General features: G+C 55.5%; 11 protein-coding genes and 2 pseudogenes. 9 read left to right on the top strand and 4 right to left on the bottom strand.

Annotation, left to right across the window (positions count from 1 at the left end; translation table 11 throughout):
• The first annotated feature begins 80 nt into the window (after positions 1-80).
• From I6J23_RS04960 to I6J23_RS04975, 4 genes and pseudogenes are all read left to right on the top strand, one after another.
• The gene (locus I6J23_RS04960; RefSeq protein WP_204582752.1) at positions 81-737 is read left to right on the top strand and encodes an esterase/lipase family protein; all 657 of its coding nucleotides are present in this window, start codon (positions 81-83) and stop codon (positions 735-737) included.
• Entirely contained in the window at positions 734-1,048 is a 315-nt protein-coding gene (locus I6J23_RS04965; RefSeq protein ID WP_204582753.1) for a hypothetical protein, read from the top strand. Before I6J23_RS04960 ends, I6J23_RS04965 begins: the two co-directional genes overlap by 4 nt.
• A gap of 177 nt (positions 1,049-1,225) precedes the next feature.
• Positions 1,226-2,434 (top strand): annotated as a pseudogene (locus I6J23_RS04970) (IS3 family transposase); the annotation flags it as partial.
• A 1,167-nt stretch (positions 2,435-3,601) separates the two neighbouring features.
• Entirely contained in the window at positions 3,602-4,129 is a 528-nt protein-coding gene (locus I6J23_RS04975) for a CAP domain-containing protein (protein WP_204582754.1), read from the top strand.
• A gap of 137 nt (positions 4,130-4,266) precedes the next feature.
• Here the strand turns inward: I6J23_RS04975 and I6J23_RS04980 are convergent.
• The 4 genes and pseudogenes from I6J23_RS04980 to I6J23_RS04995 form a co-directional block, all read right to left on the bottom strand.
• A pseudogene (locus tag I6J23_RS04980) lies at positions 4,267-5,445 on the bottom strand (IS1249 family transposase).
• A gap of 175 nt (positions 5,446-5,620) precedes the next feature.
• Positions 5,621-6,475: an IS3 family transposase gene (locus I6J23_RS04985; RefSeq protein ID WP_343287138.1), complete on the bottom strand. Its 855-nt coding sequence runs from the start codon at positions 6,473-6,475 to the stop codon at positions 5,621-5,623.
• Between the two features lie 3 nt (positions 6,476-6,478).
• The gene (locus I6J23_RS04990; RefSeq protein ID WP_204582756.1) at positions 6,479-6,709 is read right to left on the bottom strand and encodes a hypothetical protein; all 231 of its coding nucleotides are present in this window, start codon (positions 6,707-6,709) and stop codon (positions 6,479-6,481) included.
• Positions 6,710-7,310: 601 nt separating this feature from the next.
• A complete protein-coding gene (locus I6J23_RS04995; protein WP_204582757.1) occupies positions 7,311-7,940 on the bottom strand; it encodes an isochorismatase family protein in 630 nt (209 codons plus the stop codon).
• 217 nt (positions 7,941-8,157) lie between these two features.
• Between I6J23_RS04995 and I6J23_RS05000 the strand changes: the two genes are divergently transcribed.
• The 5 genes from I6J23_RS05000 to rplE all read left to right on the top strand — a co-directional run bounded on the left by I6J23_RS05000 (position 8,158) and on the right by rplE (position 12,863).
• Positions 8,158-9,216, top strand: coding sequence for an ABC transporter substrate-binding protein (locus tag I6J23_RS05000; RefSeq protein ID WP_204582758.1), 1,059 nt, complete (start codon positions 8,158-8,160; stop codon positions 9,214-9,216).
• A gap of 166 nt (positions 9,217-9,382) precedes the next feature.
• Positions 9,383-11,296: a siderophore-interacting protein gene (locus tag I6J23_RS05005; protein WP_204582759.1), complete on the top strand. Its 1,914-nt coding sequence runs from the start codon at positions 9,383-9,385 to the stop codon at positions 11,294-11,296.
• A 326-nt stretch (positions 11,297-11,622) separates the two neighbouring features.
• Entirely contained in the window at positions 11,623-11,991 is a 369-nt protein-coding gene (rplN, locus tag I6J23_RS05010) for a 50S ribosomal protein L14 (RefSeq protein WP_012732418.1), read from the top strand.
• Positions 11,992-12,306 carry a 50S ribosomal protein L24 gene (rplX, locus tag I6J23_RS05015; protein WP_046202878.1) on the top strand — a complete coding sequence of 105 codons (315 nt, stop codon included), beginning with the start codon at positions 11,992-11,994 and terminating at the stop codon, positions 12,304-12,306. It begins immediately after the preceding gene.
• 2 nt (positions 12,307-12,308) lie between these two features.
• Complete coding sequence (gene rplE / locus I6J23_RS05020; RefSeq protein WP_046202879.1) at positions 12,309-12,863, top strand: 50S ribosomal protein L5; 555 nt, start codon at positions 12,309-12,311, stop codon at positions 12,861-12,863.
• Positions 12,864-13,216 lie beyond the last annotated feature (353 nt).

The raw sequence follows: 13,216 nt of genomic DNA on the forward strand, positions 1-13,216 counted from the left end.
TTACCCTTAATTGGGGTAGTAAAATAGAATTTATGCAAATAAGGAAGCTGTGGCTAACTTAACTTTGTTAAAGTTTGTCTATGCTTCTTTCAGGTATCTCTCGGAAAAAGGGTTCCCGTTTATCTGCCCGCGTAGCTTTAGCTTGTGGCGTTACCGTGGCTACACTTCTTTCTCCGCTCGGGGGCCAAGCCTTCGCCGGTGATGCCCAACCTCCAGTAGCGTCAGATACTCCAGCGCAGGCTCCGCAGGATAACAACCCCAAAGAAAAACTACCGGTCGTTTATATTTCGGGATCGAATGAACTCCGGCCAACTGCTGACTTATTTGCCTCGATGATGAGCAAACGAAGATTTGATGTCCATCCCTTCATGGTGTGGGAGCCAACTCGTCCCGAAACAAGCCCCTATGTCACGGTGAAGGGAAATTCCGCACGAATTCCTGAGTTCATCGCGAAGGTAAAGAAAGAGACCGGTTCAGACAATGTCGACGTAGTCACCTATTCGCAGGGTGGCCTCGTCACTCGGTATTGGCTGAAGGACTTTGATGGCGCAAAAGACGTGCGCACTGTCGTGTCCTTGTCTGTTTTGATAAAGGGATCGCCGTATCAGACGCAGGCTTTGGAAAAGGGACAGTGTCCGCCAGCTAGTGCAGATGCGCTAGTTCCACCTGGGTTTAAGAAGAATCCGACCGATGCTCTCTCGAAATGGCTGAGGGTGGGGAAGAAGTTACTCGCTTGAATACGCCAACTGAGGCTTTGCCGGGTATCCGCTATGTCAACATCACAACGCGGCAGGAGTATGATGCTGCGCCGTACCAGATCAACCTCATAAATGGACCTGGTGATTATCAGAACGTCATCACCCAGGATTTGTGCCCCAATGACGTTGTGCCTCACCTTGGGATGACGCTGCTGCCCTCGGTTCAAAGCTTGGTCGCTTCCGCCCTTGAGGGAGGGCCTCTGAAGATGGAATGTTTCATTCCTGCTCCAGAGGGCTTGCCTACTGTCGATAGCTTGGTTCCATCACTCACCGAAGCGCCGCAAATGTAACGAACGATAGGTACACTCGCTGAATTGCTCCCCGTTAGTTGGACTGAGAAATGAGACACCGACTAGCAGGGAGCAGCCCTATGAGACGACAAAGTTCCTTAAGTGAAGACCAGCGTGAGCAGCTTGTTAAACTATTTGAACACGGCCTAGGCTACACAGCAGCGGCACGACGCCTGGGTGTTGGCCTGAACGCAGCAAAAACACTTCAGCGGCGGTTCATCCTTCATGGCAGACTATGCCTCATGGAACCACCCGCCAAGCAGCATTATTCCTTCGAGCTCAAAAAGGAAGTCGTCACACGGTTCAACGCAGGCCAGTCCAAGATGGAACTGGCCGAAGAATTCGGTCTATCCTCCGACCAAACAGTCAAAACCTGGGTGAGAGCATGGCGCACCGGCGGAGATGCGGCCCTGCGCCCCAAACGACGGGCCGACCACACGGCCCGACGACCCCGAAGCCCAGCTGCGCCGCAGGATTGAACAGTCGGAAGCGGAAAACGCGTACCTAAAAACTGCGGGACTTGAGAAGCGGGCGGCGAGGATAAAAACCCAGATCATCGCCATTCTCAAGTCAGACCACCGCCTGGCCGACCTCCTGAAAGCCGCCGGCCTTGCCCGCTCCACCTACTTCTACCACCTGCAACGCCTGAACCGCCCGGATAAACACGCCGACCTTAAAGCGGCGATACAGGCTATATTCACGGCCAACCAGCAGCGCTACGGCTACCGCCGTATGCTCGCGGTGTTACGCAACCAGGGCTGGATGGTCAACCATAAGCTGGTGTTCACACTTATGGATCAGATGGGACTAAAATCCAAGGTCAGACGGCGCACGAAGTACACGTCCTACACACGGGCCATCACCCATAGCGCTGACAACATACTGGATCGCCACTTCGCGCCAGATCACCCCAACGCTGTGTGGGTCAGCGATGTGGCCGAATTCCGTGTAGCCGGCCGCAAGGTCTATTTATCACCGGTGATGGATCTGTATGACCGCTCCATCCTGGCCTATGAACTATCGACGTCGCCGTCAACGATGTTGACGGCGACGTCGCTGCGTACCGCCCTGGAGGGGCACCAGCCGGGACGAGGGCTGATGGTGCACACCGATCGAGGAGTCCAGTACCACCATTTCAGCTGGCGCAGGCTCATCGAACAGTCTGGTGCTGTCCAGTCCATGTCGCGTAAAGGCAACTGTTATGACAATGCTGTGATGGAGAATTTCTTCGGGCACTTGAAAGCAGAAATGTATTATGGCGAGCATTTCGCCAGCCTCGACGAGTTTTCCCTAGCTATTGACAGGTACATCGCCTGGTACAACAACGACCGAGTCCAAGAGCGGATTGCGGGCCTGGCCCCACGCAATACAGGAGTCAGGCCCTTGCAGCCCCCATCACGTAGAATTAAACCAGTCCAACTTTCAGGGGCCAGTTCACGCTGGAGGGGGAACTCGACAATCTATTTTGCAGTGGTTTGCCTTCAAGAGTAGAAAGAACCCTAATCCTAGCATCGGTCGAAAACTCATTAGCGCGTTCGTTAATATAAAACCCGTGTCGGCGTGGGGCAATTTGGGATGATAGTATTTATGCCGAAAGCGAAGCTTTCAGGCTGCCATGTTTGACTGAATATCCCTTTAGGCATAAAAAAGTTAGTCCACTGTCGGCCTCTCGGAAATGGTGGACACCAAACCTGCTCAAGACAGGAAGGGGCGGGCGGGCTGGTTATAATTTCGGTGGCAAAGATCCCCGATCCCACCAGCTGGAAACATCCCACGGAGATAAGTCTAAGTAGTTCCAGCCGTGAGGTTTGTTCCGTCTTTTTTAGTCGTAAGTGTTCAATCGGGATAACGCTCGAGAAACCAGGTTGACACTTCCTCCAAATATTGTGAACCAGGAAACTGGGATTACCATCCTCTGCATCATTTTCGGGAATGTGGTGAAAATCTAGGATGGTGGAGAGTAAATTTAAAAGTCAACCCTGCGGCTTCGCGGATCTATTCGCATCGGCTATTTGGGCCCTCGCCACCATCACTAATTCTTTCTCTTCTACCGTGGTGCAGCTTTAAAATGCTATGCATGCTCACGTTGTGTTCACCTGCTCATATCCATAATGAGACAGGGGTGCGTCTATCTCGGGCAGGCCCAAATACGGAACGCCACGGCGATCATATGGCCAGGTGTGTGATGCCTTGGTGTGGATTACTTTGACTAGAGGGATAATCTCAGCGATTGAGTAAAACCAACGATTGAGTAGAAAAGAACCGCGAGGTGCGTGCTAAGGTATAGGCAAATTGTGTGTTCGGTGTTGCCTATCTATAGAACGCGTTAAATGACGCTACATGTGTGAAATGCATCACTTCTTAAAGCAATCCTTGTGCTCTCTTTTTGATTGCTATACTGTCGGAATGGGATGCTCATGAGGTAGCTGGTTGGATAAACACTTCGTTGGCCAGGTTTCCTACCGTAGGAGCATTAAGTTTTAGTAAGAAAGGACATATCCTTGCGCACAGGGCTACAACGATTCACCACTTATACACTCTTCGCTACCGGCGTTGTTGGGGGCGGGACTTTTCCTATCCTCGACACAGACGCAGGCCCACGCTGACGAAGTCACTTCAGATAGCGTTGCTGTTCAACCGGCAAGTGGATTCGACTTCCTCGGTAGCATTCTTAACTCCGGTAATCCGGAGCCTGTAGTTGTCCAAGGTAGCGCCCCTTCGGCCGACGCTTCGACGATTCCTATGGACCAGGGGCCAGACTACATCATTGACCAGGCGAATAAAGATCGTGAAGCCAATGGTCTTCCAGCCTTTGAGAAAGATGCAACGCTGACGCAGAAGGCGCAGGAATGGTCCCAACATATGGCGGATAACCAAGATTTTAACCACTCTGATATGCCATATGCCGAAAACATTTACACAAGCAACTCTAAGGAGGCCATCGCTGAGGCAGAACAGTCATGGATGAACTCCCCGGGTCACCGTGCCAACATTCTTGACTCTGGCAAGACTAAGATCGGTGTTGGCGTTGCTTACAGCGAGCAAAACCACTCTTTCTACATGACTCAGCTTTTCGAGTGATCACTCACTACAACAAAACAAGAAGCTGTGCATCTCCGCGCGGCTTCTTCTTTTAGGCCTATACGACGTGGTGCTTCTTTGGTCAAAAGCGGGGTTATACGACAAAAGTGTGTTTCCTCGGCGTGTCGCCCCGGGGGTTAAATTTGTCCTTTTTGGATGCCGATTGAGTGGGTGTACTCGATGTCGATACCCTTGTCGTAGAGGGCTGGTCGTCCTGTGTGGTAGTCGGCGTGGTTCTCGTTGCAGGTCCGGGCGGATACTTTGGTGAGTTGATCCTGGCCGAAATTGCAATGCCTGGCGATCTGTATAGGGTCGTCAGGCAGATGCGTATTCAGATACAACCACCAGTTGAGCATGTGGCGCTGGTGTTCACCGATCGGCCGCGGTGGGCGCGGGCTAAGTGTTTGAGTTGGGAGTTGATCCCTCCTTCCAGACTGTTGGTTGCGGATTTAATCCGCTCAGGGTCAAGCACACCTTCGGGCTGGGGCAGGTAGACAAACAGCAGGTCATGGCGCCACAGGTAGTTCAGACTGTTGTAGGCCTTGCGGATGGCCGCGTGTGTCCATGTGCGAGTCCAGCTGCCGGTTGTGGGGTCTTTGATAAAGGTTTTTTCGTCTAGCCAGTCGTGGTTAGGCGGTGGAGAATTCATGCAGCCTCACACCCCAGTCGGCGGCCTGATCAAGGGTGGTTATCCGGGTGAGTGTCAACGCCAGCCGGTAGAGGATACGCCCGGCATCGGTGCGGGGCCGGGTGGTGGTGTAGCGGCAGACCACCCGTTGGGGGTGGACGAGGCAGCGCTGGATTTTTGTTTCTGGCCAGCACGTTGTGATCGCGGCGGTGGCCCCTCGTCCGCCGTCGATGACGGCAATTATCGGGGCGGGGATAGGTTCGATCAGTCGCCGGTAGTCGTTGGTGGTTTCGCGTGTGCACCACCGCCAGGCGATGACGTGGTCGATGCTGGCGGCGATGATTAAACACCCGCCGGCGGTGTAGGTGCCGTCAAGGAAGATTTGGTCGGAGACCCTCGCGGTGTGACCGGTGGTGGGCTCCGGGATGTCGATGAGCCAAAAGGGGGTGAACCGGCGTTGCAGAGTGCGTGGTGAGCACCCCATCTGGTCGGCGAGTGTGGTCAGTGTGGCTTCGGTGGTGACATGCTCAATAAACGCGGTAAATGCTTGAACGTTGGTGATATCGGGGCGGCGGTTGGTTGTGGAGGCTCCGCAGGTGGTGCATCGCCATCGTGTGGTGCCTGCCTTGGTGGTCCCGTTGCGTTTCATGGTGGCGTTGCAGTGACAGCGTGGTCGGTTTTTGGGCATGGGGCCACGAGATCATTGCCCCATACCACAGGTAAGGTGCAACACCGTGTATTTCCAGTTAAAGAGGCAGATATATGCCCGCCGAGCATATATTTTCCGTCTTTTCCCAGATCAAGGGTCAGAAATCACCGGTCTGGGACACACTTTAGGCGGTGTGGACTCTTTTTTGGACAGGTTATGCCGTCATCATACGGTGGTGTTCTTCGGTAGTCAGTCCGCCTAGCGTGTTGGTGATGTGTTCGGTGTTGTAGAACTTCAGATAGTCTTCGACCGTGGCCGCTAACTCGGTCTTACGATGCCAGTGGTAGTCGTGGAACATCTCAACTGTCATCCGGCCGAAAAAGGCTTCACATGCAGCATTATCCGGGCTGCACCCCCGCCGTGACATGGGCTTGTGGAAACCGACTGTGGTGGCAGCGTTACACCAGTTCCGACTGCGGTATTGGCAGCCCGGATCAGAGTGGATCACCAGTTGCGAGGGATCATCGGGCGGGTTCGTAGTCAGCGCATGTCGAAGGCTGGCATCCACGAGTTGCTGGTTCGGGTTGAAGCCGACTGCCCAGCCCACCACTGAGGAATCAAAGCAGTCAATCAGGGCCGACAAATAGACTTTCCCATCGTCAGCAGCCATGTCGGTGACATCCGTTAGCCACAATCGGCCCGGATAGTCCGCGTGAAAAATCCGTTTAACCAGGTCGTGGGCTGCCGGTGCGATCTCTCCTTTGTAGCTTGAGTAGCGGGCCTTGGTTCGTTTGTATCGCACGAGGATGCCGTCTTCTTTAGTGATGCGGCGGATGACTTTCTCGCTAACGACGACACCGTCGCGGGCCAGTGAGTACTTCAACCTGCGGTACTCGTAGGTAAGGGCGTGCTCAGCCACAGTCCGGCGTAGCCCGGCATATTTATCCGGCCTGCGGGATGCCTGGAGTTGATAGTAGAAACTCGACGGCGCCAGACCCGCGACGTCCAGCAGCATCGCTAGTGGTAACTGTGTGCGTAACGCGTCGGGTGTCTCGCGTTGTATGCCGATGACTCAGCTCGCCGGGGGTGAGGCTGTCGTCTTTTTTACTAGTTTCAGCTCCTTGCCGACGAGAGCTTTCTCAACGGTGAGCTTGGCTAGTTGTCGTTTAAGCTTGTCGACATCATCAGGAAAGGATACTTCCAGGCTTGCCCGGGTGGGGAAACCGGCTCGGGTCTCTCGTTCGCGTTTACACGTTGAGGCCCACTCTGGTTTGTCGCGGTAGGTCTGGGCCCCAACGATCAAACACTCACCTTCGGACGCAGGCCGAACTTCTCCGCAATGAATTGCGGGCTGTAGCCTTCCTTATATATCTTTGCCGCAGCCAACTTGGCGGAAAACGGGTAGCGGTCAGCTTCTCATGGCGAAACGGTGTCGGCTCTGTGGTGTGCCGCTCCCGAAGCCACGTGTGCAATGTCCAGCTACCGGGATAGCCGAGGGTGCGTACCGTTTCGTCGCCGACTGGATCTGGTCAAACTTCTTTAAAGCAGCCCTTTTTCTCTTCCGGGGTGTATTTACGGTTAGCCACGGGATCAAATCCTCCAGGATTCCGTCCACACCGCCTTATGTCGTATCAGCCGGAAATTCTGACTCCCTCTAGATTAAGTTGCGACAAACGGTCACCTCAGCATGTCGGCCCCGGGCAGTGTGTCGCCTTTGTTCTCGAGAGAGGACCCCTAAAGATGGAGTGTTCTATTCCTGCTCCAGAGGGCCTGCCTACTGTCGATAGCTTGGTTCTGCCACTCACCGAAGCGCCACAAATGTAACGACCGATAGGGCAACCCGCTCCTGTCGCGTCCGGGGTTGCGGGGCGCTAGCCCGGGGGCTCGACCAGCTCAAACACCCCTCACCCCTCCAGCACGTCCACCACCTCCTCAGCATCAACCACGCGTCCGCACCGTCGCGCCACCCAATCAATGGTCGCGGCGTGGTCGTCGCGGGTGAAGTCGGCAATGGCATCGCGAACAAGGAACGGCTGGATGTCGTTCATGAATGCGTCCACCGCACTCACCCCGCATCCCATGTGGCCGTAAACCCCGGTGATGATCAGTTGGTCGCGCTTTGCAAACGCTAAGGATTCTCGAAGGTCTGTTCGGGCGAACGCCGAGTACCTCCACTTGGTGATCACATGGTGGTGCTTCTGCGGTGTCAACTCCGGGATAATGTCCGCGTCCGCGTCGGTTTGAATACCTTGCCCCCACAATTCGCGGAGCAGCCCTCGGCGGTATTTCTTCTGTTCCGGCGGTTGGGCCGTGTAGAAGACGGGGATGTTGGCCTTGTCGGCACGAGCAACGAGTTGTTGAATGTTGGCCACCATCGCGGACGCTGGCTCTTTGTCGGGGGTATACGCAGAGATGAAGTAGTTCTGCATGTCGTGAACCAAGAGAGCCGCGCGATCGGCATGAAGTGCCCAGTTGACAGCGGGTTTCGCCGAGAGGGTGGGGATGGTGTACGGCGCGATGGGTGGGATTGCCACTGGTAAGTTCTCCTTGGGGGTGAATTGTGGGGGACGTTCCCTTATAGGTGTTGTCTAGGGAAGTTCCGCACGCTATCGTGTCAGTAAATTAGGCAAGCCATACTGAATGGTAGACGGATCGCGGGTTGGTGGTCATCCTGGCCCCCAACCAGATGATTGTCAGCCTCTGCCACAGCCTCGTGGCCTGCATTGTTCATACTTATGTATTGGAGTTTCCGTGAAGCGTTCACTTGTTCGCCCAATGCCCTTGATCGCTCTGACGTTAGCCGGTTCGTTGGTTCTGGGTGCGTGCTCGAATGATGACGACAGTTCCAGCGATTCCACTGCCGCAGATTCAACCAGCCAGAGCGCGTCTGAGGGTGCGAAGGATTCGTCGGATGCCAAGGAAGTCACGATTAAGCACGCGTGGGGTGAAGATACGTACCCGGTGAAGCCGAAGAAGGTTGTGGCGATGGGTACGTCGGTTGATAACCTCCTTGCCTTGGGCATTACCCCCGATGTTGTTGTTCAGAGCCCGGATGATGCCCAAAACGCCACGTGGAAGAACGACAAGCTGAAAGACGTCAAGAAGATTGACGCCGATCCTCGCGAACTGCCGGTAGAGAAGATCGCGGCCGAGAAGCCCGACTTTATCGTTGGTGACTTCTACCGCATTAATGAGGATGCTTACAACAAGCTGAAGGACGTTGCGCCGACCCTTCCGGGTATGGGCCAGGATCCGCAGCTGATCGGCTGGAAGCCACAGCTGGAGGCCTTGGGCAAGATTTACCAGGATGAGGACAAGGTCAAGGACGTCGAGAAGAAGGACTCGGAAGCCTTCGAGAACGCGAAGAAGGACTTGAAGGGGCTGGAAGGTAAGTCGGCGTTGGTGGTTCAGCACCGCAGCGGGAACTTCGGTGTGATTACCGATGAGGCCAACCCGGCCAACCAGTTCTTCACCGACCTGGGGATGAAGCTGCCTGCCGGGTACACGGATGGTTCGATTCCGACTCAGCAGGGCCGGGCCATGATTTCTCCGGAGAACATTGACAAGTTGACTGCGGACTTCATGGTTCTTTTCGCTGCCGACGGGATGGACGCGGTTCGCGCTGTTCCGGGTTACAACGATCTGAAGCAGGTCAAGAGCGGTGCCACGGTTGAGGATAATAAGGCTGTGTCCTCGGCGCTGTATGTTCCGTCCTCATTGTCCCGTGAGTGGGCTTTGAAGGAAATCAAGCCGGAGTTGAAGAAGGTGTCGGATAACAAGTCTGATTCGAAGGATGACTCCGATAAGTAAGGCTGTTTACTTACTTCATTGCCGACGCTGCTCTGTAGCTGTGGGGTGGCGTATCGGATGATGGTTTCCCGGGTGTGCTGTGTGGCATGCCCGGGTTTTCTTGTACCGTACGGGCGGGATGGGTGCCCGTGGAACGTTAAACCCAAATATTTAAAGGATTGAGCATATGAAACGCAATAGCCGTCACCACGACATTTTCCCGATTTCTCTGCGCGAGATTACGGTGAGTCGTGTTGTAGACATCACCCCGGGAATGCGACGCATTACGTTCACCAGTGACGAATTTGACGCCCACCAACAGGGCGACGTGCAGGTCCCCGAGATGATAAGCACAGGTTTTGACGACGACGTGCGTTTGATTTTCCCCCACCCGGAGACAGGGGAGCGGCCGGCCCCCAGGGCGTTGGGTGATGGTCGTTTGGAGTGGACTGCGGAAATCAACGAGTTGTTCCGCACGTACACAGTGCGCCGATGGGATGCCGGGACCGGTGAAGTGGATATTGATTTCGCCCGTCATGGGTCTGGCTTGGCCGAATCGTGGTCGGAGTCCGCGGCTCCTGGTGACAGTATTTATATGGCCGGTCCGAAGAATTGTGGCGCTCTTCCCGAGGGGGTGGATTGTTTGCTCCTGGCGGGGGACGAGACCGCGTTGCCGGCCATCGGCCGGTGCGTGGAGAGCTACCCCTCATTAAAAGCGGTCGCGGTCATTGAGGTCACCACGCCGGACCGTATTCAGAAGTTGAATATTTCATCCCCCGACGTGGAACTGCATTGGGTGGTGAGGTCCCAGGGTCAGTCTCTTGGCAGCGCGCTCGAATCCCTGGACTGGCCCGAGGGCACGCCGTACGTCTGGTGCGCTGGGGAGGCCGGCCAGCTCCGCGGCATTCGCAAGCTGGTTAAGGAACGCGGCGTGAAGCCGGAGAACACCCAGATCGTGGGCTATTGGCGTGACGGCAACGCCTCCACCAGCAAGGCCACCAGCACCATCGCCGCCTACAACCGCTTGGCGGAGATGGCAGATATTGCCCCGGCCTTCGCCGTCCGAGCTGGCGCCGAGGCCGGCATATTCGCAGCCATCGACGCCGGCTTGACCACCCCGGAGCCCCTGGCCGAGAAGACTGGTATTGCCTCTGATCGCTTGGTGAGGTTTATGCGGTATCTAGCCGCCTTGGAGCTGGTGACTATCGAGCATGAAGAAAGCCCGTCCTCAGATCAGCCTTCTGACGGCGCGGTGACGTATGGGCTCACTCCGGTGGGTATGGAGTTGGCGGACCCGACCTCTCCAGCGGGTGGCTACCTATCGGGCTTCGGTTCCATGCCCGCCATGTCCTTTATCCACGTGGGCCGCGGTTTGCGTACCGGGAATCCCGTCCAGCTAGGCACATCCGGTCGCACAATGTCCGAGTGGCAGGACGCGAAGCCGGAGCTGGATAGCCATATGGCGGTGGGTGCGAACCTCCGCATGAGTTGGGTTGCGCCCGCTGTGGTGGCGGGCTTGGACCTAGGTGGTGCCTCCTCGGCGCTGACGCTGGGCCCTGGTGCCGCTGTTCTCGCCGATGAGCTCACCCGCACCAATCCGTCCTTGTCGGTTACGATTGTGGATCGTCCGGAGCATGAAGAGCTCAACATGGCGGAAGTCAATGATTCTCGACGCTCTCGGGTCTCCCATGTCCACGCGTCGGATCCTGCGTCTGTCCCGTCGGATCAGTTCGATATCCCTCGGGCCGATGTTGCCGTCGTTCATGATCCGTGGGGCGGTGCCGTGGCCGGAATGGACTCGAATATGGGTTCGGGAAGTCCCGATTCCAGTTCCGATGGTTCAGTCAGCGGTGCTGGTGTTATAGCTCATCTTTCAGACACTGTGTCGTTAATCGTCATTGTTACCCAGGTTCTGGCCGACGACGGCTCCGGTGATGAAGAAGACTACGAGGCGGACATCCAACGCATGCTTGTCTCGGGGGCGTCGATTCCGACTGAGCGGGACGTTCGGGTTGCGTTACGCGATGCTGGCTTTGAAGTGGAGAGCCGGCAGCCGGTGGGATGGGGGCCTATCCGTTTTGTTGCTCGCAGGGTTGGATGATTGCCCTGATGTATGCAATACTGTCCGGGTTGTCTGAGGCAAGTGGTTAACCTGCCCGAATGTGGTAACGTCGCTATCCTTTTCTGCGATATAGCAAGCGGAAGGCGTGATTCTCACCTGGTCAGCGCACTAATTGCGTGTGGCAGGGTTAATTGCGTGTGGCAGGGTGCAGTTACCACCAGCTGTTCAGTGCTCATGTCGCCCTGGTTTTGGGTGAGGATGAGTGCTGAAGGATCGGGCTAACCATCTCAAAACAGACAAGACCAGGTGCGTTCGGGTCGGAAATCCGGCGCACGAAGCAACAACCCCAGGTCTAGGAGACTCTAGTGATTCAGCAGGAATCGCGTTTGCGAGTCGCCGATAACACGGGTGCGCGGGAAATCCTGTGCATCCGTGTGCTCGGTGGTTCCACACGCCGCTTCGCTGGTATTGGTGATGTCATCGTTGCCACCGTGAAGGAAGCAACCCCCGGCGGAAATGTTAAGGCCGGCGACATCGTCAAGGCTGTTATCGTCCGCGCGAAGAAGGAAACCCGCCGCCCGGATGGCTCGTACATTCGTTTCGACGAGAACGCTGCCGTTCTTATCCGTAACGACAATGAGCCACGTGGTACGCGTATTTTCGGGCCTGTTGCCCGCGAGTTGCGCGACAAGAAGTTCATGAAGATTGTCTCGCTCGCCCCGGAGGTGCTCTAAATGAAGATCCATAAGGGCGATACCGTCATCGTCATCTCTGGCCCGGACAAAGGTGCGAAGGGTAAGGTCATTGAGGCTTATCCGAAGCGTGAGAAAGTCCTGGTTGAGGGTGTTAACCGCATCAAGAAGCATGTCGCTAATTCAGCACCGGAGCGTGGCGCGGAGTCGGGTGGAATTGTCACCCAGGAAGCTCCCATCCACGTCTCTAACGTGATGATCATCGATGCTGACGGTAACCCGACGCGTGTTGGGTACCGTTTCGACGAGAACGGCAAGAAGGTCCGTATCTCCCGACGTACCGGGAAGGACATTTAACCATGAGCGAGAACTACACCCCCCGTTTGAAGACTCGGTACCGCAGCGAGATTCGCGAGACTCTGAACAAAGAGTTCGAGTACGAGAATGTCATGCAGATCCCGGGTATCACCAAGGTCGTTGTCAACATGGGTGTTGGCGACGCCGCTCGTGACTCCAAGTTGATCAACGGCGCACTGAACGACCTCACTTTGATCACGGGTCAGAAGCCACAGATCCGCCGCGCGAAGAAGGCTATTGCTAACTTCAAGCTGCGCGAGGGCATGCCGATTGGTGCTCGCGTCACCCTACGTGGCGACCGTATGTGGGAATTCCTCGACCGTCTTCTGACGGTTGCTCTCCCGCGTATTCGTGACTTCCGTGGTCTGTCGGATAAGCAGTTCGATGGACACGGTAACTACACCTTCGGTCTGGCCGAGCAGTCCATGTTCTACGAGCTGGACGTAGACAAGATTGACCGTCCCCGCGGTATGAATATCACTGTGGTGACGTCCGCAACAAATAACGAAGAGGGCCGCGTGCTGCTGCGCGAGCTGGGCTTCCCATTCAAGAAATAGAGGACTCTAAGTAGTACCTCTTATTGTCTCTGCATAGGGGCGAGTAGTGGTTGATAACCATTGCTCGCCCCTTTTCGTGTGCCCTATAAAAATTATTTGTATAACAATCCGTTAACACTGAGAACCAATTGGGGGTGGGCGGTTCGTATTTTTAAAAACAGCTATAAAGCGGCGTTAACGTAAGCTGAAAACTTCATGTGCAGCGTATGCGCCATATTCTAGGATGTCTGACCTTCGATAATGGGGGTAGCTCGATGTGGTAGCGATCAAGCGTAAAAGACTGCAGTCCTGATTTAATACCTCATACGGAGGCAATTTTGTACAGCGTGCAGCATTTGGTTTACGGACCAGTA

This window comes from Corynebacterium kroppenstedtii, assembly GCF_016894245.1.
Taxonomy (GTDB): domain Bacteria; phylum Actinomycetota; class Actinomycetes; order Mycobacteriales; family Mycobacteriaceae; genus Corynebacterium.

Bases quoted from the DNA above. Each gene is read 5' to 3' on its own strand.
- I6J23_RS05005 (WP_204582759.1), top strand. From the start codon at position 9,383: ATGAAACGCAATAGCCGTCACCACGACATTTTCCCGATTTCTCTGCGC.
- I6J23_RS04960 (WP_204582752.1), top strand. From the start codon at position 81: ATGCTTCTTTCAGGTATCTCTCGGAAAAAGGGTTCCCGTTTATCTGCC.
- rplX (WP_046202878.1), top strand. From the start codon at position 11,992: ATGAAGATCCATAAGGGCGATACCGTCATCGTCATCTCTGGCCCGGAC.
- rplE (WP_046202879.1), top strand. From the start codon at position 12,309: ATGAGCGAGAACTACACCCCCCGTTTGAAGACTCGGTACCGCAGCGAG.